Origin of the sequence: Oleiagrimonas soli (assembly GCF_000761445.1) — a bacterium.
Taxonomy (GTDB): Bacteria; Pseudomonadota; Gammaproteobacteria; order Xanthomonadales; family Rhodanobacteraceae; genus Oleiagrimonas; species Oleiagrimonas soli.
In genome coordinates, this window is record NZ_KN196470.1 from 944,115 (window position 1) to 967,576 (window position 23,462).

The 23,462-nt window shown below is 67.0% G+C and carries 22 protein-coding genes and 1 pseudogene; 10 read left to right on the top strand and 13 right to left on the bottom strand.

Annotated features, from left to right (window positions below; translation table 11 throughout):
• Positions 1 to 13: 13 nt before the first annotated feature.
• Entirely contained in the window at positions 14 to 2,125 is a 2,112-nt protein-coding gene (locus tag LF63_RS04110; protein ID WP_081945079.1) for a glycosyltransferase, read from the bottom strand.
• A gap of 186 nt (positions 2,126 to 2,311) precedes the next feature.
• On the opposite strand from LF63_RS04110, the gene mrcB reads away from it, so the two are divergent.
• A complete protein-coding gene (mrcB, locus tag LF63_RS04115; RefSeq protein WP_043099835.1) occupies positions 2,312 to 4,630 on the top strand; it encodes a penicillin-binding protein 1B in 2,319 nt (772 codons plus the stop codon).
• Positions 4,630 to 5,151 (top strand): tetratricopeptide repeat protein, encoded by a 522-nt coding sequence (locus tag LF63_RS04120; RefSeq protein ID WP_052394670.1) that lies wholly within the window; start codon positions 4,630 to 4,632, stop codon positions 5,149 to 5,151. Before mrcB ends, LF63_RS04120 begins: the two co-directional genes overlap by 1 nt.
• Before the next feature lie 19 nt (positions 5,152 to 5,170).
• On the opposite strand, the gene LF63_RS04125 is transcribed toward LF63_RS04120, so the two are convergent.
• The 5 genes from LF63_RS04125 to LF63_RS04150 form a co-directional block, all read right to left on the bottom strand.
• Positions 5,171 to 5,656 (bottom strand): hypothetical protein, encoded by a 486-nt coding sequence (locus LF63_RS04125; protein ID WP_052394675.1) that lies wholly within the window; start codon positions 5,654 to 5,656, stop codon positions 5,171 to 5,173.
• A gap of 121 nt (positions 5,657 to 5,777) precedes the next feature.
• Positions 5,778 to 6,266, bottom strand: a complete 489-nt coding sequence (locus LF63_RS04130) for a VOC family protein (RefSeq protein WP_043099840.1) — start codon at positions 6,264 to 6,266, stop codon at positions 5,778 to 5,780.
• Positions 6,267 to 6,547: 281 nt separating this feature from the next.
• The gene (locus tag LF63_RS04135) at positions 6,548 to 6,919 is read right to left on the bottom strand and encodes a hypothetical protein (protein WP_043099842.1); all 372 of its coding nucleotides are present in this window, start codon (positions 6,917 to 6,919) and stop codon (positions 6,548 to 6,550) included.
• An 82-nt stretch (positions 6,920 to 7,001) separates the two neighbouring features.
• Positions 7,002 to 7,280 carry a hypothetical protein gene (locus LF63_RS04140; protein ID WP_043099844.1) on the bottom strand — a complete coding sequence of 93 codons (279 nt, stop codon included), beginning with the start codon at positions 7,278 to 7,280 and terminating at the stop codon, positions 7,002 to 7,004.
• Between the two features lie 380 nt (positions 7,281 to 7,660).
• Positions 7,661 to 8,080 carry a hypothetical protein gene (locus tag LF63_RS04150; RefSeq protein ID WP_081945080.1) on the bottom strand — a complete coding sequence of 140 codons (420 nt, stop codon included), beginning with the start codon at positions 8,078 to 8,080 and terminating at the stop codon, positions 7,661 to 7,663.
• A gap of 323 nt (positions 8,081 to 8,403) precedes the next feature.
• Here LF63_RS04150 and LF63_RS15465 point away from each other — a divergent pair.
• Positions 8,404 to 8,691 (top strand): annotated as a pseudogene (locus LF63_RS15465) (tyrosine-type recombinase/integrase); the annotation flags it as partial.
• 46 nt (positions 8,692 to 8,737) lie between these two features.
• On the top strand, positions 8,738 to 10,651 hold the full coding sequence (yoaA, locus tag LF63_RS04155) for a DNA repair helicase YoaA (protein ID WP_043099848.1): 1,914 nt from the start codon (positions 8,738 to 8,740) through the stop codon (positions 10,649 to 10,651).
• 7 nt (positions 10,652 to 10,658) lie between these two features.
• Here yoaA and LF63_RS04160 read toward each other — a convergent pair whose 3' ends face one another.
• Positions 10,659 to 11,324, bottom strand: coding sequence for an O-methyltransferase (locus LF63_RS04160; RefSeq protein ID WP_043099850.1), 666 nt, complete (start codon positions 11,322 to 11,324; stop codon positions 10,659 to 10,661).
• Between the two features lie 104 nt (positions 11,325 to 11,428).
• Between LF63_RS04160 and LF63_RS04165 the strand changes: the two genes are divergently transcribed.
• Both LF63_RS04165 and tsaB read left to right on the top strand, forming a co-directional pair.
• Positions 11,429 to 11,803 (top strand): VOC family protein, encoded by a 375-nt coding sequence (locus tag LF63_RS04165; protein WP_043099851.1) that lies wholly within the window; start codon positions 11,429 to 11,431, stop codon positions 11,801 to 11,803.
• Positions 11,804 to 11,884: 81 nt separating this feature from the next.
• Positions 11,885 to 12,580, top strand: coding sequence for a tRNA (adenosine(37)-N6)-threonylcarbamoyltransferase complex dimerization subunit type 1 TsaB (gene tsaB / locus LF63_RS04170; protein ID WP_043099854.1), 696 nt, complete (start codon positions 11,885 to 11,887; stop codon positions 12,578 to 12,580).
• Between the two features lie 639 nt (positions 12,581 to 13,219).
• Here the strand turns inward: tsaB and corA are convergent.
• The 6 genes from corA to LF63_RS04200 form a co-directional block, all read right to left on the bottom strand.
• Positions 13,220 to 14,254: a magnesium/cobalt transporter CorA gene (gene corA, locus LF63_RS04175; protein WP_081945081.1), complete on the bottom strand. Its 1,035-nt coding sequence runs from the start codon at positions 14,252 to 14,254 to the stop codon at positions 13,220 to 13,222.
• 179 nt (positions 14,255 to 14,433) lie between these two features.
• Positions 14,434 to 15,675: a lipoprotein N-acyltransferase Lnb domain-containing protein gene (locus LF63_RS04180; protein ID WP_052394676.1), complete on the bottom strand. Its 1,242-nt coding sequence runs from the start codon at positions 15,673 to 15,675 to the stop codon at positions 14,434 to 14,436.
• A gap of 7 nt (positions 15,676 to 15,682) precedes the next feature.
• Positions 15,683 to 16,537 carry a CorC family transporter gene (locus LF63_RS04185; RefSeq protein WP_043099855.1) on the bottom strand — a complete coding sequence of 285 codons (855 nt, stop codon included), beginning with the start codon at positions 16,535 to 16,537 and terminating at the stop codon, positions 15,683 to 15,685.
• Between the two features lie 105 nt (positions 16,538 to 16,642).
• The gene (locus LF63_RS04190; RefSeq protein WP_043099857.1) at positions 16,643 to 17,968 is read right to left on the bottom strand and encodes a hypothetical protein; all 1,326 of its coding nucleotides are present in this window, start codon (positions 17,966 to 17,968) and stop codon (positions 16,643 to 16,645) included.
• 80 nt (positions 17,969 to 18,048) lie between these two features.
• Complete coding sequence (gene ybeY, locus LF63_RS04195) at positions 18,049 to 18,525, bottom strand: rRNA maturation RNase YbeY (RefSeq protein WP_043099860.1); 477 nt, start codon at positions 18,523 to 18,525, stop codon at positions 18,049 to 18,051.
• A 6-nt stretch (positions 18,526 to 18,531) separates the two neighbouring features.
• Positions 18,532 to 19,515: a PhoH family protein gene (locus LF63_RS04200; RefSeq protein WP_043099862.1), complete on the bottom strand. Its 984-nt coding sequence runs from the start codon at positions 19,513 to 19,515 to the stop codon at positions 18,532 to 18,534.
• Between the two features lie 108 nt (positions 19,516 to 19,623).
• Between LF63_RS04200 and LF63_RS04205 the strand changes: the two genes are divergently transcribed.
• Genes LF63_RS04205 through LF63_RS04220 form a run of 4 tightly spaced genes read left to right on the top strand, consistent with a single transcriptional unit; the run spans position 19,624 to position 23,340 of the window.
• A complete protein-coding gene (locus LF63_RS04205) occupies positions 19,624 to 20,298 on the top strand; it encodes a TetR/AcrR family transcriptional regulator (protein WP_043099864.1) in 675 nt (224 codons plus the stop codon).
• Positions 20,295 to 21,263, top strand: coding sequence for an HlyD family secretion protein (locus tag LF63_RS04210; RefSeq protein ID WP_043099867.1), 969 nt, complete (start codon positions 20,295 to 20,297; stop codon positions 21,261 to 21,263). The genes LF63_RS04205 and LF63_RS04210 overlap by 4 nt, the downstream gene beginning before the upstream one ends.
• 20 nt (positions 21,264 to 21,283) lie before the next feature.
• The gene (locus LF63_RS04215; protein WP_043103125.1) at positions 21,284 to 22,231 is read left to right on the top strand and encodes an ABC transporter ATP-binding protein; all 948 of its coding nucleotides are present in this window, start codon (positions 21,284 to 21,286) and stop codon (positions 22,229 to 22,231) included.
• Positions 22,228 to 23,340: an ABC transporter permease gene (locus tag LF63_RS04220; RefSeq protein ID WP_043099870.1), complete on the top strand. Its 1,113-nt coding sequence runs from the start codon at positions 22,228 to 22,230 to the stop codon at positions 23,338 to 23,340. The genes LF63_RS04215 and LF63_RS04220 overlap by 4 nt, the downstream gene beginning before the upstream one ends.
• The last annotated feature ends 122 nt before the right edge of the window (positions 23,341 to 23,462 follow it).

Below are 23,462 nucleotides of genomic sequence, written 5' to 3' on the forward strand. Positions count from 1 at the left end.
CGATGGGATCGGGCTAAGCTACCGTCTTTGCATGCGCGGCGGTAGCGGCGTCGTCGAGCACGCGGTGCAGCGTCTTCGCGGCCGCCTCGGGCGAGAAGTGGCGGCGCACGTTGTCCAGACCGCCGTCGGACAGGCGCAGCCACTGTGCTTCGTCGTCGTAGAGGTCGAGCAGGGCGTCGGCGAAGGCCTGTGCATCCTCGCCGATGCGCACGTCGAGGCCGTCGGTCAGCTGCATGCCCTCGGCCGCGATCGGCGTGGCGACGACCGGCAGCCCGTAGCTCATGGCCATGTTCACCTTGCCCTTCACGCCCGCGCCGAAACGCAACGGCGCTACCGAGACACGGCAGCCGTCCATGAACGGTGCGAGGTCGTCGACGCGCCCATGCAGGGTCACCTGAGGGCCCGTGAGTTCACGGCGTGCCTCGTCGGACACGTCGCCGAGCACATGCAGATGCAGCGGCGGTACGTGGCGTTGCAGACGCGGCAGGATGTCGCGCACGAACCAGCGCACCGCGTCGGCATTGGGCGGATGCCCGAAACCGCCGAGGAAGACCAGGTCCTTGCGCGCCGCGAATCCGGCGCGACGGCCGTGCAGCGCATGGATGTTGGACAGCAGCTCGACGCGAGCGGCCGGTGCGGCCTCGTTCAGCAGGTCGCGTTCGACCGGGCTGACCACGAAGGTGACGTCGCTGGACGCGATCAGGGCCAGCTCGCGCCGGCGGGAAGCCTCGGCCTGGCGTTGCAGTCCCGTTTGTCCGACAACCGCCGCGGCGCGGGCTTCGCGCAGAAAATGCAGGTCCACGGTATCGAACAGCACGCGCGCCCGGGGTGCTGCGCGACGCACCAAGGGCAGGTATGTGGCGGCCGTACCGGCGCGGCAGAGCATGACCGCGTCCAGCGCATCGCCGTGACGTTGCAGCCAGTCCGGCACGCGACGCACCGCAGGTTGACACAGCACCTGCACGCCCAGTGTGCCGAGCGCATCGATCTGCGCCGGTGTGGCGCGGCCATCGTCCGGCGCGAACAGCACCTGCCAGCCCATTTCGTGCAGGAGCTCGAACAGCGCCGTCAGGCGCAGGGAACCGGAATCGCGCGCTGGCTCGGGCGTCATCGCGTCGATCACCAGGATGCGTCCGCGTGCGTAACGGTGCAACGCCGTCTCGATCGGTGCTTGTGCGGACGGGTGCGAACGCAGAGCGGCGCGGTGGCGCTCGACGAAGCGCTCGCGGTTGACGATCTGGTGCCGCTTGATGCCGCGCTCGGGGTCGGTGCCGGCCGTGATGCCCTCGAAATGCACGACAAGGCTGGAAGGCTCGTACAGCACGCGCTTGCCGGCGGCGCGGACGGCGAAGGCCAGGTCGGTGTCTTCGTAATAGGCCGGCGCGTAGACTTGCGCGAAACCGCCGACCTGCGCGAACAACGCACGCGGAATCAGCAGGCTGGCACCGGACACGTAATCGACTTCGCGCCGGAAGCGGAAACGGGGATCGTCGCGCGACTCGAAGCGACCGAGGTTGTGGCCGTGGCCGTCGTCGAACACCACGCCGCCGGCTTCCTGCAGGCGTCCGTCCGGGTACACGAGCCGACTGCCGACGATGCCGCAGTCGCGCTCCTCGCGCATGCAGGCCAGCAGCGCATCGAGCCAGCCCGGGGTGACCTGCGTGTCGTTGTTGAGGAACAGCAGATGGTCGCCGCGGGCGGCGGCGGCGCCGTCGTTGCAGCTGCCGACGAAGCCCTGGTTGCTCGCATGCGTGATGACGCGCAGGCCATCGATCTGGGCCAGCACGGTGGATGTATCGTCGGGCGAGGCGTCATCGACCACGATGACCTCGAACGACGCGGCTGCGCCGTGGCGCGCCATGGCACGCAGGCAGGCCACGGTGTAGGCGCGCTTGCCGTGCACCGGGATGATGACCGAAACCTGCGGCGCTTCGGTGGCGGTGGGCAGCGAGAACGGTGCGAACGGCACGTCGATCGGTTCGATCGGCAGACGCTCATCCAGTACAGGGCGTGGACGGAATTCCTGTGCGATCCGCGCCATCGTGCCGCGCCAGCCGCGTTGTCCCAGACTGAGCCGAAGCCGTTGCAACGTATTGCGCAGGCGACGCAGGCGCCAGCTCAGCATTGCCGCCAGATTCCGGCCATGTTGTTGCCCGCGCATTGCCTCTCCGTGCCCTTGCCGATCAGGCATTGTACGGGCAAACGACGCGGTGCCTGCGTATCCCGCAGCTGAACGGGTGTCGCGCACGCTGCGACGCGGCCACGTACACTTGCCCAAACCGCCTCATCCACCGACGTCCCGAATCACGCCTTGACTGCCTTCTCCCGCACCCGATCCCTGTTCCGCGCCGTCTGGCCTTGGCTGCGCGTCCCGTTCTGGCTAGGCCTGGGCGTCGGCATCGGTTTCCTGCTGCCGTACACGCTGATTCTGAACGCACGCGTGCAGGCGCGCTTCAACGACCTGGTGTTCTCGGTGCCCACGCGCGTGTACGCGCGCCCGCTGCCCTTGCAGGTCGGCGAGCCGATGAAACCGGATGCACTGAAGTTGGAGCTGACCTTCGCCGGCTACACGCACGACAAGGAAGGGCGCGTGCCCGGCACCTGGACCGGCGGCGGCGATGCGTTCGTGATTTCCTCGCGCGGTTACGCCGGCCCCGAAGGCGGCGAGCTGCCACAGCGGGTGCGGGTCACGCTGTCCGGCGACACCATCCGCACGTTGAACCGCGTCGACAACGGCAGGGCCGTCAAGCTGACGCATCTGGATCCGGCGCGCATCGCCACGCTGTACGGCGCGGAACAGGAAGAGCGCCGCATCGTGCAGCTCAAACAGGTGCCGTTACTGCTGGTTTCCGGTCTGCAGGCGGTCGAAGACCGCGACTTCAAGCATCACTTCGGCATCGACTTCAGCGCCATCGCGCGCGCCATGTGGGCCAATCTGCGCGCCGGCCAGGTGGTGCAAGGCGGTTCGACGCTGACCCAGCAGCTGGTGCGCAATCTGTTCCTGACCCGCAACCGCAACCTCGTGCGCAAGTTCAACGAGGCGCTGCTGTCGATGCTGATCGAAGCGCACTACGACAAGGGCCGCATACTGCAGGCCTACGTCAACGAGGTGTTCCTGGGACAGCGCGGCAATCAGGCCGTGCACGGTTTCGCCGCCGCCAGCGAGTTCTACTTCGGACGCCGCCTGCAGACGCTGCGCCCGCAGGAGATCGCCCTGCTGGTCGGCCTGGTGCGCGGACCGAGCTACTACGACCCGCGACGCTATCCGCAGCGCGCGCTGACGCGGCGCAATCTGGTGCTGCAGGAATTCCACACCACCGGCCTCATCAGCGAGGCCGTGATGAAGCAGGCACAAGCACAGCCGCTCGGCGTGATCGCCACGCCGCAATTGGCGCGCGACCGCTTCCCCGCGTTCATGGACCTGGTGCGTGCGCAGATCACCACCGATTTCGACGAGGACACGCTGCGCAAGGACGGCTTGTCGATTTTCACCACGCTCGACCCGGCCGCGCAGATCTACACGGAAAAGGCCATCGAACGCACGCTCGACGGCATGGGCAAGCGCGGCGACGAGCTGCAGGCGGCGGCCGTCGTGACCGATGCCAACAATGGTCAGGTGCTGGCGATGGTCGGCGGTCGCGATCCCGGCCAGCCAGGCTTCAATCGCGCGCTGGACGCGCGGCGGCCGGTCGGTTCGGTGATCAAGCCGTTCGTGTATCTGGTGGCGCTGGCGCAGCCCGGCAACTGGTCGCTGGCCACGCCGTTGCAGGACGAGCCGGTCAACCTCAAGCAGCCCAACGGCACGGTCTGGTCGCCGCAGAATGACGATCATGTTGCGCACGGCGAAGTGCCGCTGATCGACGCCCTGGTCAATTCGTGGAATCTGGCGACGGTGCATCTGGGCATGCAGGTCGGCGTCGACCGCATCCGGCGTTTTCTGCAGTCGTTCGGACTCAGCGACATCAACCCGAACCCGTCGCTGCTACTCGGCGCGGTGGACTTGTCGCCGGCGCAGGTCGCGCATCTGTACCAGTACCTCGCCTCTGGCGGTCATGCGCTGCCGCTGCTCGCGGTGCGCGGCGTGCTGGACGAACACGGCAAGACCATCAAGCGCTACGAGGTGCAACCGGGGCAGGGCGAGTATCACGCCGCGGTGCAGCTAATCACCTACGCCATGCAGCAGGTGGCGGTGCGCGGCACGGCGCATTCGATCAACGACAGCGGACTGGGCTGGCTGCATGCGGCAGGCAAGACCGGCACCAGCGACATGCAGCGCGACAGCTGGTTCGCCGGCTTCACGGGCGACCGTCTGGCCGTGGTCTGGGTCGGTCGCGACGACAACAAGAGCACCGGGCTGTGGGGTGCCTCCGGTGCGCTGAAGGTATGGCGCGAGCTGTTCCGCGAGCTGCCCACGCAGCCGTTGACCCTGGATGGCGGCAGTCAGTTGCAGTACGCATGGATCAACCCGAAGACCGGCCACGAGACCGATCCGCAATGCGACGATGCGCGTCGGCTGCCCTTCATCTCCGGTTATGTTCCGACCGACCACGATGGATGCTTCTGGCAGCGCGTGCGCGATGCATTCCATCACGACGACGCGCAGGGCTCCTCGACCAACGGAACGCCGTGATGACGACCTTCCTCCGCGCCGCACTGACTTCCGCCGTGACCGCATGCCTGCTGGCCGCGTGCGCCACGACGTCACCGTCCGCTCCACCGACGTCGCCGCCGTCGGCGCAGGACATCGTGGCCTCGATCCAGGCGGCGGGTCGCAGCGACGACTCGGCCGTGCGCGTCACGCCGCTGCGCGAGCCAAGCACGGAAGCCCTGGTTGACGCGGCGCAGAAGGACGCCGCGGCTGGGCAGTACACGCAGGCGGCGACACAGCTCGACAAGGCCCTGCAGGAAGAGCCGCGCGCGCCGGACATCCTGCAGGATCGCGCCGAGATGGCCATTCGACTGCATCATTTCGACCATGCCGAGCAGCTTGCGCGGGCGTCGTGGAACTACGGCCCGAAGCTGGGCGCGCTGTGCGCGCGCAACTGGCAGACGATTCTGGAGATGCGCAAGCTGGCGCAGGACCCGGCGGGCGAGGCCGCGGCGCGCAAGCAGCGTGCGGCGTGTCGCGTGAAGGGCGTCGTCCGCATGTAGTGCGGCGATGCGCTCCGGATCAGTCCGGGCGCGTGTCCGAAGCGTCGCGCGCCGCGCGACGATAGAGCCAGGCGGCAGTGAGCAGCAACGCGATGAAGATGCCGTGCGCCATCAGCGTCGGCAGAGGGTTGTCCCGGGGCACAGCGAGTCCCGCGGTCAGCGCCACGACGGCGATGACGGTCAGCAGCAAGGCCGCAGCCACGAGCGCCCAGGCCATGCCCCGCGCCCGGAAGCGCGCGAGCAGGGCGCCGATCACCGCCACGCCCACCACGCCCGCGTACATCAGATTTGCTGGATCGGCCTCTGTGCCGAGGATGCCGACGGCGAGATTGGCCCACACCAGCATCAGCAGTGTCAGCAAAGCGATGGCGCTGGCCGCGCGATAGGCCGTGCGACCGCGATGGCGGGCCAGCAGCACGTAGGCGCATCCGGTGCCGAACAGCAGGCCGCCGGCGACCACGAAGTCGCCCGAACTCCAATGTACGCCGCTGGCGTGCCAGTGCATGGCGGTCCATGGAATCGAAAGCAGCGCGAAGGTTCCGATCGCGACATAGCCGAGGGGCCGCCACAGCGGGCTTGGAGACCTTGCTTGCATCGATAACTCCGCGGTGGTTTCCCGTGAAGACCTAGGCACCGCGTCGCGCCGCTTCGATGGTCGCGATGTCGATCTTGCGCATCTCCATCATCGCCTCGAACGCGCGCTTGGCGGCGGCGGGGTCCGGATCGGTGATCGCTTCGGTCAGCGCGCGCGGCGTGATTTGCCACGACAGTCCCCAGCGATCCTTGCACCAGCCGCAAGCGCTTTCCTCGCCGCCGTTGCCGACGATCGCGTTCCAGTAGCGGTCGGTCTCCTCCTGATCGGCCGTGGCGACCTGGAAAGAGAAGGCCTCGCAGTGCTTGAAATGCGGTCCGCCGTTGAGTCCGAGGCAGGGAATGCCCAGCACCGTGAAGGAGACCGTCAGGACATCGCCCTGCTGTCCGGACGGATAATCCCCAGGTGCGCGGTGCACCGCGTCGACGGACGAGTCGGGAAACGTCTCCGCGTAGAAGCGCGCCGCTTCCTCGGCGTCGCCGTCGTACCACAGGCAAATCGTGTTGCGGGCTTGTCGGGTCATGTCACCTCTCCATTGGCATGAGGGCTGGGCTGCTTTCGGTCTCGGGCATATGGTCCCGCCAAGCGTCGTTGCTTGGGGCTTGCGAACCGATTCCAGCGCCCGCCACCAGCTAGCCTAGAACACGCAACGGTCGTTCCGCGATACCTCGTAAGGCCGGGCGATGCGCCGCGTGGATGGTTTGTTCCGGCGCGCGGTGCACGGTGCTTTTCCATCCGCAGGCTTCGCATCATGCATGGATGCCCTGCTGATGCGTGGTTGATACCCCGTCCGGAAAAGCCTGCCTAACTATTGTCCGGCACCCGCACATACACGGACTCGGTGCGCGTCGACGCATCGTACAGTCGAAGCCTGCCGTTCGTGAGGCCGAGAATCTTGAACCGGAAGGTGCCGATGTCACCGTCCCGGGGTTCGACGATCAACTGGCAGTGCTCCAGTTTCCAGTTTGCTTGGGACAGGTCGGGTCGCTGATGCAGCCAGGAGTCGAACACATGCGTGCCCGACGCGACTTCGAGCTCGAACGCCTCGAAAAAGCCGGCCTTGCCCTGCACGTTCCACGCGCCGAGCAGGTCGTGTTCCGTGACCGGGCAGCCTGCGGTGGCACGGGCAGCGCCAAGCGCGCTCCAAAGCACGAGCAATGCAGCTGTTGTTTTCATCGGCGAACCATCTCGGGCGAAGGCTTGAACCGGTTCGGAAGAAGTCCACGGCAGGTGTCGGCGCGTCCGCCTGGATGACGCGTTAGGCACGCACAACCTTGCGCCTGTCGGGAAGAAAAAACAGTACGAGCAACCCAATGATGCTAAGGAGACCAAAGAGTCCAAACCAGCCAGAGTGGCCCTTTGCCTTTGCGTACTGGGCGCAGCCCCAAATGAATACGATGATTGCTGCCAAGATGACGACAGTGCCAAGCAGTATTTCGCCTGTAGCCTTCGAGTCTATGAGCGTGCGGCCGATGATCTGTCCAATGATGCCGAGGCCCACACCGATATTTGTCTTGGTTTTGTATTCCGCGAGCATATTGATCCCCCTTTTTGTATGCCTAATGTTTGAAGTAAGCAGCACGCGTCAGCGTGTCCGCTAGGGCGATGGGTTAGACGCCTTGCGGAGGAGCTTGCACAGAGCGAACGAAACGGCTGATGGCAGGAGGCCGAATGCGACAACGCTGCCGACTGTAACCCAGAAGAACGTGTCGATGGCGTGGAACGTGTTTGCCCACGCGTCGTGCGGCGCGCCCGCAATGCGCGGACCGTACTCGGAGTAGAACGCGAAGCTTCCGAGAGCGCAGAGCGCGCCAAAGAGCACACTAACTGCCGTGGTGCCGATCAGTGTTTGGCGAAACTGCCTCGATATGCGCATTCTTGCCCCTGGTGTTTAGCGCTTGAGATAAGCGGCATGCGTCAGCGTGCCCGCTTGGATAAGTTGTCAGGCACCGACCGGTTGTTCCACAAAGCGGGCGCCACGGCAAAGAAAACGAGCGAGGCCAAGTAGATGCTACCGGACACCGGGTCACGAGTGGCGATGTACTGACTGGGAGAGCGAGCGCCAATGAAATAGGCAACCACAAGCTCTGCGGTACCTAGACAGACGAACGCGATACAGCCGGCCGCCAATCGCCCCCGGCGCGAAAGTTCCGGGTGTTGCCGTGCCAGACGCCGGGAGGCCCAGATGATGGCCGCGAGCATGATCGGAGTTTCCATGAGCTCGGCGGTGCGGACCCCGAAAGTGGGTACGAGGAAAGGAATGCGAACGAATGCCAGCGCGAAGCCCGTGCCGAACACGAATAGGAAGTAGATGAGGCCAGTCTTCAAGATGTTCACGATTCTCTCTGCGGGGCCTAACGCCCGAGTTAGGTACGTGATTGGCCGAACGTTAACCAAGGCATATTGAACGTAGCGGCATAGTTTAAGACACGCAAAAAGTCGCGGATAAGGGCCGCATTTTCAAAGCCATCGGCTACATCAGAGTAGGAGGCTTCTACATGTGCGGCTCGCAGGGAGAACATCGCTGAACGCGAGGCTTCATCATCTGTTTCTCCGACGTCCCCCAGTTCGAGTAGCGCCGCGATTTGGGGGCCAACCCCCAAGCGAAGGAGATTGGACGTGAAAAAGCGCTTTTCCGAAGAACAGATCATCGGCTTCTTGCGAGAAGAAGCCGCGATCCGCGCGATGGAGCGGATCGCCGGCACCACGTAGATGAATCGGGCCTGCCAGCGTGCGTTGAAGCCGGTCCGGCAGGCGGCGCGGATTCACAAGCCGGCTACGTGTCATACGCTGCGCCAATTCTTTGCCACGCACCGGATCGAGGACGGGTGCGATATTCGAACGGTAGAGGCAGGATTCGGACACAAGGATGTGACGACCACGCGGTCTACATACACGTGCTGAACCGGGGCGGGCAGGGCGCGCTCAGTCCGCTCGATCGTTCATGAGCGCGGCATGGTTCCCCCATGTGCGCGCCTCGGCGATACTGGCGCGATGGATGCATACGAAGAGGTGGCCGGGCTGCTCGGTGCGGACGGGCCGTTCGCGCGCGAGGTGCCGAATTTCGCGCCGCGCGAAGCGCAGCAGGCGATGGCGCGGGTGGTGGCCGAGGCTATCGATCAGGGCGAGATGCTGGTGGCCGAGGCGGGCACCGGCACGGGCAAGACGTTCGCGTATCTGGTGCCGGCGCTGACCTCGGGCAAGCGCGTCATCGTTTCGACCGGCACCAAGGCGTTGCAGGATCAGCTGTTCTTCCGCGATCTGCCGCGCGTGCGTTCGGTGCTGGATGCGCGCGTGAAAGCGAGTTTGCTGAAGGGGCGCGCCAATTATCTGTGTCTGTACCGGCTCGATCAGGCCGTGCGCGAGGGCAGCTTTGCCAGCCGCACGGAGACGCAGCAGCTGGCGACGATCCGCGCGTGGTCGGCGCGCACGCGACGCGGCGACCGCATGGAGCTGGCCGAGGTGCCGGAGGAATCGCCGCTGTGGCCGCGCGTGACTTCGACCACGGAGAACTGCCTCGGCAGCGAGTGTCCGTTCTTCGATGATTGCCACGTGTTCAAGGCGCGGCGCGAGGCGGCGGACGCCGACGTGGTGGTGGTCAATCATCACCTGTTGCTGGCCGATCTGGCGCTGAAGCAGGAAGGCTTCGGCGAGATTCTTCCGGGCGCGCACGCCTTCATTCTGGACGAGGCGCATCAGTTGCCGGAGCTGGCCGGCCAGTTTTTCTCGCATTCGGTGAGCGCGCGGCAGCTGACCGAGTTGGCGCGCGATGCGCTGACCGAGGGCGGCGGCGTGACCGGTGCGACCAGCGTCCTGCTGGAACCGTGCGAAGCCCTGCAGGAGGCGATCCGCACGCTGCGCCTGGCGGTGGACCGTCTGCCGTCGCGCGGCGCCATGGCGACGCTGCTGCGTCAGGATGCGGCGGTCGAGGCGCTGCAGAAGCTGCAGCACACGCTGGAGGACTTGGCCGACGCGCTGGCCAGTCAGGCCGAGCGTTCGCGCGGGCTCAGCAACGTGCATGAGCGCGCCGAGACGCTGTCGGCGCGACTGGCGCGCATCGACGAGCGCGACAGCGAGGGTGAAGTGCGCTGGTACGAGCTAAGCGGTCGCGGTTTCGCCCTGCACGCCACGCCGCTGGATCTGGCGACGCCGCTGAAGGCGATGCGCGAGGCATCGCAGGCGGCGTGGATTCATACCTCGGCGACCTTGTCGGTGGCGGGCAATTTCAGCCATTTTTCGGAGCAACTGGGGTTGGTCGACCCGGTCGAACTGGCGCTGGACAGTCCGTTCGACTATGCCCGTCAGGCGCTGTGCTACTTGCCCGAATCGCTGCCCGAACCGCGCGAGGATGGTTATACCGAGCGCGTGATCGAAGCCGTGCTGCCGGTGCTCGAAGCCTCGAACGGTCGCGCTTTCCTGCTGTTCACCTCGCATCGCGCGCTGCAGCGCGCCGCCGATCTGCTGGCGGACCGCGTGCCGTGGCCGTTGTTCGTGCAGGGCACGGCGCCTCGGCATCAGTTGCTGGAGGATTTTCGCCATTCCGGCCACGGCGTGCTGCTGGGCGCGGCCAGTTTCTGGGAGGGCGTGGACGTGGCGGGCGAAGCGTTGTCGGTGGTGGTGATCGACAAACTGCCGTTCGCCGCGCCCGACGATCCGGTGCTGCAGGCGCGGCTGGAGGCGATGCAGCAGGCCGGCGTCAACCCGTTCATGGGCTGGCAGGTGCCCAGCGCGGTGATCGCGCTGAAGCAGGGCGCGGGCCGGCTGATCCGCGACGTGCACGACCGCGGCGTGCTGGTGCTGTGCGATCCGCGCCTGCGCAGCAAGGGCTACGGCCGGCTGTTCCTGGCCAGCCTGCCGCCGATGCCGCGCACGCATGCGCTGGAGGACGTACAGGCGTTCTTCGCCTGAATGTCGCTCAGTCGACGATCGCCATCGCGAAGCCGTCCCAGTCCTTGCTGCCGACGGTCTGCAGGGCGGTGGCGGTCAGGCGCGGTTCGGCGGCGATCAGGTCCAGCGCGCGACGCGTGCCGCGCACGCTCGGCGAGTCGCTGTCGGCGTCCAGTACATGCCCCTGGCGAACCACATTGTCGAGAATGACGACGGTGCCCGGACGCGACAGGCGCAGAGCCCATTGCAGGTAGTCCGCATTGTGGGTCTTGTACGCGTCGATGAAGATCAAGTCGAATGGGCCACGACCTTCACGTTCCAGTGCGGGCAGCGTGTCCAGCGCCGCGCCGACGCGCACGTCCACGCGCTCGGCGAATCCGGCCGACTGCAGATTGGCGCGCGCCACTTCGGCGTGTCGGGGATCGAATTCCAGCGTGGTCACGTGGCCGTCGTCGGGCAGTCCGCGCGCTATGCAGAGGGTCGAGTAGCCGCCGAGCGTGCCGATCTCCAGCACCTTGCGCGCACCGCACATGCGGGTCACCAGCTGCAGGAAGCGGCCCTGCAGCGGCGAGACGTCGATGCAGGGCAGGCCGGCTTCTTCGTTGGTGCGCAGCACCGCGTCGAGCATGGCGTCGGTCGCGTGGGTGCGGTCGGCCAGATAGGCGTCGACGGCGCTCCAGTTCGGTTCGTTCATGGGTGTCTCCGGTGACGGGTATGACTTTCGGTTTCCTGCACGTGCGCCGCGTTTAAGTTATAAGGCGGGGACATCCTGACATTCACAGTTCAAGGAGTGCGGTCATGGCGAAGGTGACTGGTCTGGGCGGTATCTTTTTCAAGGCGCGCGATCCGCAGGCGCTGTCGGCGTGGTATCGCGAACACCTGGGGCTGGACATCGGCGAATGGGGCGGGGCGATGTACCCCGAGGACGCTTCGCGACCGGGTTACATGTTGTGGTCGCCGTTCAAGGAAGACACCACCTATTTCGCGCCCAGCGACAAGCCGTTCATGGTCAATTTCCGCGTCGACGATCTGGATGCCCTGCTGGCGCAGTTGCGCGAGGCCGGACAACCCGTCGAGGATCGCGTCGAGGAGAGCGAATTCGGCAAGTTCGGCTGGGTGATGGACCCGGAAGGTACCCGCGTCGAACTGTGGCAACCGCCTGCCGGCGACTGACGCTCGCGCCTGTCGTCGTCCGCGGGAGCAACCGCCTGGCGCAGGCTGGGCGGGGGCGGCAGCGGATGCCACAATAGCGCGATGAACATTCTCGCCCTGGAAACCGCCACCGAGTCCTGCTCCGTCGCGCTGCTGCGCGGCGATGCGCTATTCGAGCGCAGCGAACTGGCGCCGCGTCGGCACGCCGAACTGGCCTTGCCGATGGCCGAGGCCGTGCTTGCCGAAGCCGGTCTGGCACGCGCCGATGTGGACGGCATCGCCGTCGGGCGCGGTCCCGGTTCGTTCACGGGCGTGCGGCTGGCGGTGTCGCTGGCGCAGGGGTTGGCGCTGGCGCTGGAGCTTCCCGTGGTCACGGTGTCGTCGCTGGCGGCGCTGGCGATGGAGGCACCGCAGGACGACGCGCCCGTGACGGCGGTGATCGATGCGCGCATGGGCGAAATCTATGCGGCTTCGTTCGAGCGCGATGCCGACGGCCTGTTGAAGCCATGTGGCGAGGAAGTGGTGTGTCCGCCGGACCTCTGGCAACCGGCGCTGACGCTGGATGCATGCCACGTCGTCGGCACCGGTTGGGGCGTCTACGGCGAAGGGCTGGCCGCGCGCCTGGGCACACCGCGGTCGACGGATGCGGATCGCTACCCGCAGGCGCGGCATGTGGCACGACTGGCGGCACCGCGCTTCGCGGCGGGCGACACGCTGACGCCGGAGCAGGTCCTGCCGGTCTATCTGCGCGACAAGGTGGCGCTGACCATCGCCGAGCGCGCTGCGGCAAAAAGCTAGAGCCGTTCGCCGCCCCGCGGTTTCCATCGCCGATCACGATGTTCCGAACACCTCGACCGTCATCCGGCGACGGTTGCGAGTGCACGTCTTTCGGTGTGTTGCGCACAAGGCGCTGGGTGCCTGCTTTCGCAGGCATGACGGTCGTGTAGGGGATGCGTGGAGATGCGATCTACACCGGAGCGACGAACGAGAGCTTTCTTGGGGGGCGGATGCAGCTGTACTGCGGGCAAGGCGCTGGGTGCCTGCTTTTGTAGGCATGACGGTCGTGTAGGGACGCGCGGAGATGCGATCTACACCGGAGCGACGAACGAGAGTTTTCTTGGCGTGCGGGACGCCGCTGTACTGCGGGCAAAGGCGCTGGGTGCCTGCTTTCGCAGGCATGACGGTCGTGTAGGGACGCGCGGAGATGCGATCTACATCGGAGCGACGAACGAGAGCTTTCTTGTGGTGCGGGATGCAGCTGTACTACGGGCAAGGCGCTGGGTGCCTGCTTTCACGGGCATGGTGGTCGTACGAGGCGTGCGTCTGGAGATGAATTCTTCAGAGGGCGAGGCAACGTTTTTGCGTGATGTGTGATGAGTGGTGCAGCGTGCGCGGTGGGCGGATTGCATGCCGTGTGCCGCGGTTGCGGCGCGTGCGTCACAGCCAGCGCGAGCGCTTGAGCACCCAGTACACGCCGCCCATCAACGAGATCGTCAGCACGATCATGCCGGGATAGGCCCACGGCTTGTTCAGCTCGGGCATGTGATGGAAGTTCATGCCGTACCAACTGGTGACCAGGGTCGGCGTAGCCAGCATGGCGGCCCAGCCGGCCAGCTTCTTCATCACCTCGTTCTGGCCCAGCGTGACCAGCGACATGTTCACGTTGATGGCCGCGCCGAGCATTTCGCGCATGGCGTTGGTGGCCTCGTTGACGCGAAATACGTGGTCGTAGACATCTCGGAAGTACACACGCGTCTCTTCGTGGATCAGGTTCGGATGCAGGCGCACCAGCTGGTTGGTGACGTCCTGCAGCGGCGCGACCGCCAGGCGCAGGTTCATCAGTTCGCGTTGCATGTCGTACAGGCGCTTGATGGTGGTGCGCTTGTAGGTCTCGGCGAAGACGTCCTGTTCGAGTTCCAGCAGTTCTTCGCGGAAGTCGCGCACGATGGGCATGTAGTTGTCGACGATGAAGTCGAGGATCGAATACAGCCCGTAGCTCGGTCCCAGCGCCAGCAGCTCGGGCGCGACTTCGCAACTGCGCCGCACTGGCGCGTAGCTGAGCGAAGCGCCGTGGCGCACGGTGATGAGGTAGCGGCGGCCGAGGAAGATATGCGTTTCGCCGAAGGCGATGCGGCCCTGCACCGGTTGCGCGGTCTGCACCACGATGAACAGCGAATCGCCGTAGGTTTCGATCTTGGTGCGCTGGTGTGCGTAGTGCGCGTCCTCGATGGCCAGATCGTGCAGGTCGAATTCTTCCTGCAGGCGTTCCAGCAGGGCTTCGTCGGGTTCGTGCAGGCCGACCCAGACGAAGGTATCCGGGTCCTTCATGGCCTCGCCGATGCGTTCCAGCGGGATGTCGCCGACGCGCTTGCCGGTACGGTGATAGGCCACGCAGTTGACGATGGAGGTGCGTTCGCCGTTCGCCGAGGCGTGCTGCGCGGGCATGGTGAGCGGTTCGGACATGCCTTGCATGATGCCGCTGCCCGTAAGGCATGGCAATCTGCGACAGGGCGCGGTGCAGGGCGGATTCAGCGCGTGCCGCCGTGCGCGCACGGTTCGAGCGCATGGCGCGCGGTTTCGGCGAGGTGCGCGTCCGCGACCTGCTGCCGCAAGTGACGCAGCGTCGGAGGAAGCTTCCGGCGAGGCGTTGCTCAGGCGGCGTTGCGTCGACGCAGCGTGTGCAGGATCGCCGCCCATACCGGCAGCGCGAGCAGGATCCACGGCAGATTGCGCTGCATCAGCAGGCCGGTCAGGTTGCCGAGCAACGCCAGCGCCGCGAGCGCGGCGATGATCCAGGCGAGCAGGTGCGCGCGTCGCGATGCCCGCGTCCGCCAGACCGCGGCGAACAGGCCCCATGCCAGCGGATTGAACAGCAGCAGGTTGGCGTTGGCCCAGCCGGCGACATGCGTGGTCAGCGTCCACAGCGCCAGCATGAACAGTCCGGCGAGTCCGGCCAGTAGCAGCCACAGCGTCGCCAGCACACCGAAGCCGATGCGCGCGGCGCGGCGCTTGGAGCGTCCAAGCAGCAAGAGTGCGAGGCCCAGTGCGGCGCCGGCGGCGAGCAGCGGCAGGCGCAGGTCCGGCGCCGTCGCGGGCGGCGGGGTGAGCCCGTTCGGCGCCAGCATCGTATCGCTGGCGATCAGCGGCCGGTCGCCGGCGGCGTCGCGAATGCGCGCGTGCGTGAGCTGATCGGCCAACACCACCGGCAGGAAGCTTTCTTGCCAGGCGTTCAGCGGTCGGTCGGCATAGTGGCTGAGACCGAGGTCGAGCAGCAGCATCAGCCACGGCTGCGCGGCCATCAGCCGGTCGGTCTGCTGGCGGTAGGTCTGGCCGCCCGTTCGCGCGGCGAGCTGCTTCTCCAACTGGCCGCCGAGCACGCGGTCGAAGGCGTCGCGCACCTTGGTGGTGCAGTTGCTGGTGTAGTAGTCGTAGCGGTAGTGCAGGTTCTCGGGGCGCAGGTTCCACAGCAGGAAGTCGCGCAGCTGCGCCGCCTGCGCCGCGCTCAGGTTCAGCATCTGGCGGCGCACCGAGCGATGCTGCTCGACGTACCAGCCGATTTCCGGCGCGCTGCGCTCGGCGTCCATCATGTAGTTCATGCGGCCGCGCGCGAAGTTGAGCAGGAAGTCCTTCTGGTCGAAATCGAACACGCCGTAGTTGAAGTTCACGGACTCGCCGCTGACGGTGTCGCGAATCTCGATGGCGTCGTGGCCGAAGCGTTCCCAGTAGATCGCGCCCGGACCGTAGGTGATGAGCGCGACCTGCAGGTCCTTGCCCGGCGCGTCGCGTACGCCGCTCCAGGCCGGCAGTGCCGCGCCGGCCAGCAGCAGCGCGAGCAAGGTCAGCAGGGTACGGAACCGGCGCAGGCCGGAAGCTTCGATGGCGTTGCGCCGCATGTGCGGGTCAGTCCGTCTCGGCGGTCTGCGGCTGCACCCGGAACTGGTGCACGCGGCGGTCGTCGGACTGGGTGACGTGGAACAGCAGCCCGTCCAGTTCGGTTTCCTCACCGGTTTCCGGCAGGTGGCCGAACTCGGCGGTGATCATGCCGCCGATGGTGTCGAACTCCTCGTCGCTGAAGGCGGTGCCGACGGTGTCGTTGAAGTCGGCGATCGGCGTCAGCGCACTGACCAGGTAGCCGCCGTCGGACAGCGTCTGGATCATCACCGGCGGTTCCTCGTCGTCGTGCTCGTCGTCGATCTCGCCGACGATCTCCTCCAGCACGTCCTCGATGGTGACCAGGCCGGCGACGCCGCCGTATTCGTCCACCACCAGCGCCATGTGGTTGTGGCTGAGGCGGAATTCGGCCAGCAGCACGTTCAGGCGCATCGACTCGGGAATCAGCACCGCCGGACGCAGCAGCGTGCGGATGTCGAAATTCTCGCCGTCGCCGAAATGCTTGAGCAGGTCCTTGGCCAGCAGGATGCCGAGGATGTCGTCCTTGTCCTCGCCATGCACGGGGAAGCGCGAGTGGCCGGATTCGACCACGGTGTCGATGATGTCCTTGAGCGGCGCATGGGCCGGGATCATCACCATCTGCACGCGCGGAATCATGACGTCGTCGACGTCCATTTCGGTGACCCTGAGCGCACCCTCGACCATGCCCAGCGTGTCGCTGGTCAGCAGGCCGTTGCTCTGCGCGGCGCGCAGTTCCTCGAGCAGCTCGTCGCGGCTGCGCAGTTCACCGGAGAAGAGATGGCCCAGACGATCCCACCAGGATTTGTGGGTTGGGCCGTTGGTACTTCCGGGGTCCTCGTTCATGCCTTTTGCGCGGTTCTTCGTGTGCAGGTAGTCGCCGATTCTAGCGCAAAGCCGTGATGTGTCCTAACTCGCTGTTCGTGCGTGGTTTCCGCGTGGGGTGACGGATCATTTCCGCGGCGCCGCGCGCATGCTTGCGGGAAGCGTGGCTGGTGTCATGCGCCGGCCCGTGAACGGATTCCAACCATCCGCGGCCAGTGTGGCCCAGGCCGTCGCGCCGAGGTGCGGCAGGTGGTAGTAGTAGAAGTCCGCGTGGGTGCTGTCGGGCCCGATGGCCAGGCCGGTGGCGATGCGCGGCTGCGGAGTGGCGTAGAGCAGTCCGTCGTCGGCGCGCTGGGCCAGCAGTGTGCGCCACAGTGCGGTGGGCGGCGTGCGGCCCGAGGCTTGGATGGCGTCGGCGGCCTGCGCGGTGCCTTCGGTCCACAGACCGTCCGGCTCTCCGCGGAAGCCGTAGCCGTTTCCCGCGCGGTGATGCGCCTCGACCCACGTCCAGACCCGGTTCCAGGTGGGCGGACGATGCGGAAACGCCAGCAGTGGCCAGATCTGTGCGTCCAGCGCCGACAGTTCGCGCGAGGGCGTCGCGCCGTCTTCGCGCGTGCCGATGTAGAAGCGGTGCTCGGGGGCGTGCCACATCGTCTGCACGAAGCGGCCCGCGTTGTCGGCCATGTGCTTCAGCGCCGGTTGCTTGCGGTAGCGTGAAGCCCAGGTCGCGGCAGCATGGACGTCGAGGTTGTGCTCGGTGGATTTCCAGCGTTGCCGCTGCTGCCGGCCGTCGAAACCGTAGCGGCCGCCTTCGTAGCCCAGCGGCTTGTCGGGATCGAAGGCATGCGTGCGAATCCATCGCAACTGGCCGACGGCAGCGTCCAGGTAGCGCGGTGCGTGCGTATGTTCGTAGACAGTCAGGAACAGCAGCGCCGCCCAGGCCACGTTGCCGGTCGCGGTGCCGACCTGGTAGGCGTCCTGCACCCATTGCTTGCTGCGCTCGTCCCAGTAGCCGCTGAGCACAGCCTTGTCCTGCGTCAACGGTCCGGCGCGGTAGGCATTGCGGAGGCGGCCGTCGTCGTAGCTTGTATCGTGCGCCGTTGCGCGGAGCAGGGCGTCGGCGATGCGCTGGGCCTGCCGCGGCGCGCCGCAGGCGGTGAGGGCGATGCCTGCCAGAGCGTTGTCGTACACGAACGCCACGCGGCGCAATGAGCGTTGGTGCTCGGCTCCGGCGTCGAGTGTGGGGTAGCTGGGCAGCAGCATGGGGCCGTTGCCGGGCACGGCCTGCGCGGCGTTGCGCAAGGCGCGGCAAGTAGCGTCGTACAGCTGCTGACGAACGTTGGGTGAGGGGCTGGCATGCACGCCGGTGGCCATGAGGAGCATGCCGAACAGCGCGGCGACTTGCCGAGCCTTGCGCGGTTGGAAACGTCGCGGACCGAGCTGTCGATGCATGGGGCAATCCCGGGCAGGGCGGCGCGCCTGCCGGAGTGCGCAGACGCATGCGTCGAGACTGTCGCGATCCGCGTGGCGCGTCAACGCGGCCGGTAGGGATCGTCGATGCCCAGGCCCGCCAGAATGCGCGTTTCCAGCGCTTCCATGCGTTCGGCTTCGGCATCCTCGATGTGATCGTAGCCGAGCAGGTGCAACACGCCGTGCACGGTCATGTGCGCCCAGTGCTCGCGCGCGGGCTTGTCCTGTTCGGTGGCTTCGCGGGTGACCACAGGGGCGCAGATCACCAGGTCGCCGATCAGCGGCAGGTCGATGCCGGGCGGCAGTTCGGCCGGGAAGGACAGCACGTTGGTGGCGTAGTCCTTGTCGCGGTAAGCGGCGTTGAGCGCGCGGCCTTCGTCGGCGTCGACGATGCGGATCGACAGCTCGGCCGGCTTGCGCCGCCGCGCGCCGCGCAGCGCCGCGGCCACCCAGGCGCGGAAGCTCGATGGTGCCGGCACGCCGCGTCGGGCGACGGCATAGCCCAGATGGACCCGCGGCTCGGCGCGTGCGTCGCTCATCGTGGGTCAGTTCCGTTCGTCGCCGTCGGCGCGCTCGGCGGCCTCGTAGGCGCGCACGATGCGTGCGACCAGCGGATGGCGCACCACGTCGCGCGCGGTGAAGAAGGTGAAGCTGATGCCGTCGACGCCGCGCAGCACCTCGATGGCGTGGCGCAGGCCCGAGCGCGCGTGGCGCGGCAGGTCGACCTGAGTCACGTCGCCAGTGATGACCGTTACCGAGCCGAAGCCGATGCGGGTCAGGAACATCTTCATCTGTTCGACAGTGGTGTTCTGCGCCTCGTCGAGAATGACGTAGGAATCGTTCAGCGTGCGTCCGCGCATGTAGGCCAGCGGCGCGATCTCGATGACGTTGCGCTCGATCAGCTTGGCCACGCGCTCGAAGCCGAGCATCTCGTACAGGGCGTCGTACAGTGGGCGCAGGTAGGGATCGACCTTCTGGCTCAGGTCGCCGGGCAGGAAGCCGAGTTTCTCGCCAGCCTCGACCGCCGGACGCACCAGCAGCACGCGCTGCACGCGGTTGGCTTCGAGTGCTTCGACCGCGCTGGCGACGGCCAGGTAGGTCTTGCCGGTGCCGGCCGGGCCGATGCCGAAGTTGATGTCGTTGGTGGCGATGGCGTGCAAGTAGCGCGCCTGGTTCGGGCCGCGACCGCGAATCACGCCGCGCTTGACCTTGATGACGACTTCCTGGGTTTCCTCGGCCAGGTCCTCGCCGAGTGCTTCGACGCCGGATTCGCTCAGGTGCAGGTTTACCGCAGGGCCGGTCAGCGCTTCGGTCTCGGTCGCTTCGTACAGCGCGCGCAGGACCTTCTCCGTGGCGGCGATGGCGGCATCCTCGCCGATCACGCGGAAGATGTTGCCGCGGTTGTTGATCTCCACGCCGAGGCGCAGTTCGATCTGGCGCAGGTGCTCGTCGAACGGGCCGCACAGGTTGGCGAGGCGGGCGTTGTCGACGGGATCGAGGGCGAAATCGTGTTGGTTGAGCTTGGTCATTCCGCGAAGGGTAGCGCGCGAGACGGCATGGGGCCATCGCGACGGCAACGTGTCGCGGTTCGTGGCGGCGCGATTGCTTTCAATTAATCATTGAATTAATTTGTGCGCATGACGACTTCGATTCCCCGAAAGCGCCGGCGCACGCGCGGCGCGGGCCGCCCCAGCGGCGACGATCGCGATCTGCGCGAAGCGCTGCTCGATGCGGCGATCCAGCGCTTCGTGCGCGTCGGCATCGGCGCGGCCTCGCTGCGTTCCATCGCCGACGCCGCAGGAGTGACGCCAGCGATGCTGCACTACTACTTCGGCGACAAGGAGCGTCTGGTGCAGGCGATGATCGGCGAGCGTCTGCTGCCGGCGCTGGCGAAGGTGCAGGAGCGCCTGCAGGAGGCCGGTGACGATCCGGCGAAGCTGATCGGCGGCTTTGTGCGCGGTCTGGGCGAGGTGATCCGCACGCATCCGTGGCTGCCGCCGCTGTGGGTGCGCGAGGTGCTGTGCGAGGGCGGTGCGTTGCGCGCGCTGCTGGTGCACGAGCTGGCGCCGAAAATGCCGCACATGCTGGCCGAGCGGCTGGCGGCAGCGCAGCGGGCGGGGCGGCTGCCCGCGCATCTCGATCCGCGCCTGCTGGTGGTTTCGCTGGTGGGATTGACGCTGTTCCCGGCGGCCGGCGCGCCGATCTGGGAGCAGATTTTCAATCTTGAGGCATCGACCAGCGACGTGCTCGCGGAACATGCGCTGGGCTTGCTCTCGCAGGGCCTGCAACTGGATTTCGGAGGCGTCGCATGAAGATTTCATCGATCGTGACGGCGGTCGCGTTGGCGGCGATCACCTTGCTGACCGCCGGCTGCGGCCGCGACACGCCGCGCGCGCTGGGCACGCTGGAATACGACCGCATCACCTTGCCGGCGGTGGCGTCGGAGCGTCTGATGCGCATCGACGTGCGCGAAGGGCAGCGGGTGCGCAAGGGGCAGTTGCTGCTGGAACTGGACCCTGCGCAGACGCAGGCGACCCTGGACGCGGACGAGGCACGCATCCGCCAGCAGCAGGCCCTGCTCGAACAGCTTGAGAACGGACCGCGCAAGGAAGACATCGCGCAGGCGCGCGCCAACCTCGCCGCGGCGCAGGCGCAGGCGCAGCAGGCTCGTGATTACTATGCGCGGGTGAAGCCGCTGGGCGGTTCGGACTACGTCTCCGCGTCCGATGTCGATCAGGCCCGCGCCGCCGCCGAGCGTGCACAGGCGCAGGCTGCGGCGGCGCGCGCGGCGCTGGACGTGCTGCTGCACGGCACGCGTCCGGAACAGATCGCGCAGACCCGCGCGGCCCTCGCCGCGGCGCGCGAACAGGCGCGGGCGCAGCGGGTGTACCTGGACAAGCTGCGCATCGTCGCGCCGCGCGACGGCATCGTCGACAGCCTGCCGTACCGTCTCGGCGATCAGCCGCCCGTCGGCGCGCCGCTGGCGGTGATGCTGGTCGGCGATGCGCCGTACGCGCGCATCTACGTGCCCGAACCGCTGCGCGCCAGCGTGCGCGACGGCGAGCGGGTGACGGTGCACGTCGATGGACGCGACAAGGCGATCACCGGCCGCGTGCGCACGATCCGTCGCGAACCGGTCTACACGCCGTACTACGCGCTCAACGGCGAGGATGCGGCGCGCTTGAGCTATCTGGCCGAAGTCGCGCTGTGGCCGGACGCGCGCGACCTGCCGGCGGGTCTGCCGGTGCAGGTGACGCTGCCGGAGGCGAAGCGGTGAACACCGAGGCCGAACCGGCGATCCGCGCTCGCGGTTTGACGCGGCGCTTCGGCGAACTGGTGGCGGTGGATCACGTCGACCTGTCGGTGCCGCGACAGCGCGTGTACGGCTTCCTGGGGCCGAACGGTTCGGGCAAGTCGACCACCATCCGCATGCTGTGCGGGCTGCTGACGCCGAGCGAGGGCGAGATCGAGGTGCTGGGCCTGAAGGTGCCCGCGCAGGCCGAGGAACTGCGTCGGCACATCGGCTACATGACGCAGAAGTTCTCGCTGTTCGAGGACCTCACCGTGCGCGAGAACCTGGAATTCATGGCCGCGGTGCAGGGCGTGCCGCGTGCACAGACGGGGCAGCGCATCGACACGCTGATCGAGCAATACCATTTCGAGGATCGTCAGAAGCAGCTCGCCGGCACCTTGAGCGGCGGTCAGAAGCAGCGCCTGGCGCTGGCCGCGGCGGTGATCCACGAACCGCAGCTGCTGTTCCTCGACGAGCCGACCAGCGCGGTCGATCCCGAGTCGCGCCGCGACTTCTGGGAGAAACTGTTCGAGCTGGCCGACGCCGGCACCACGCTGCTGGTCTCCACGCACTACATGGACGAGGCCGAACGCTGCCATCGGCTGGCGATTCTCGACCGCGGGCGGCTGGTCGGCGACGGCACGCCAGCGCAGATGACGGCGGCGCTGAAGGGTCGCTCTTTCATCGTCGTGTCGACGCGTCCGCGCCGGGTCCAGCATGCGCTGGCGTCGTTGCCGGGCGTGCTCAGCGCCGCGCAGATCGGCGCCAGTCTGCGCGTGCTTACCGAGGCGCTAGACGCGGTCGACGCCGCATCGATGGACGCCTTGCGCGAACGCATTCAGGCCACCGTGCACGAGGTCGATCCGGACGCCTCGTGCACGCCGTCCGATCCCAACCTCGAAGACGTATTCGTGGCGGCGACCCACGACGGCCGCGCGCGGGAGGCGGCATGAACGCGCGTCGGCTGTGGGCCATCGTCCTCAAGGAGCTGCGGCAGATGCGCCGCGACCGCATCACGCTGGCGATGATCCTGGGCATTCCGGTGTTCCAGCTGATCCTGTTCGGCTACGCCATCAATCTGAATCTGCGCGGCCTGCCCGCGGGCATCGTCGACCAGGCGCACACCAGCGCCTCGCGCGCGCTGGTCATGGACATGCTGGCGACCGGCGTGGTCGAACCCAGCGAGCGCGCGGATACGCCCGAACAGCTGATGACGCTGTTGCGCAAGGGGCGCATCAGCGTCGGCATCGTGATTCCGCGCGACTACGAACGACGTCGCGCGGAAGGGCGCGCGGTGGCGCAGATCCTGGTCGACGGCAGCGACACCGCGGTGCAGAGCGCGGCGCGCCAGCTGGCACAGGTGCCGATCACCGACGACACGCTGCCCGATCTGCGCGCGCCGCCGACCAGCACGCCGCCGGAAGGGCACATCCGCGTGGTGGCTTTCTACAACCCGGAGCGGCGCTCGGCGGTCAACATTGTGCCCGGCCTGATCGGCGTGATCCTGACCATGACCATGGTGCTGTTCACCGCCATCGCCATTGTCCGTGAGCGCGAGCGCGGCAACATGGAGTTGCTGATCGCCACGCCGCTCACGCGCAGCGAGCTGATGGTGGGCAAGGTGCTGCCCTACGTCATCATCGGTCTGGTGCAGACCTGCCTGATCCTGGCGCTGGGCGTGTGGCTGTTCGCGGTGCCGGTGCGCGGCTGGCTGGTCGACGTGTTCGTCGCCGCGATCCTGCTGATCGTGGCGAATCTGGCGTTGGGTCTGCTGATCTCGACCAAGGCCAAGTCGCAGTTCCAGGCCACGCAGATGATGATCTTCGTGTTCCTGCCGTCGATCCTGCTGTCGGGCTTCATGTTCCCGTTCGCGGGCATGCCGAAGGTGGCGCAGTGGATCGCCGAAGTGCTGCCGCTGACGCATTTCCTGCGCCTGATCCGCGGCGTGATGCTGCGCGGCGCGGGGCTGTGGGAACTGTGGCCGGACGTGCTGGCGCTGGTCGGCTTTACCGCGGTGATGATGACCGTGGCGATCGCGCAGTTTCGCAAGCGGCTGGACTAGCTGCGGTTCGAGCACGCTATCCAGATAAGAGTGCGCGCTTTTCGTTTCGTCATCCCGGCGCAAGCCGGGACCTAGCGGCTGTTTTCGGAGCGAAAGGCCCTGGGTTCCGGCTTGCGCCGGAA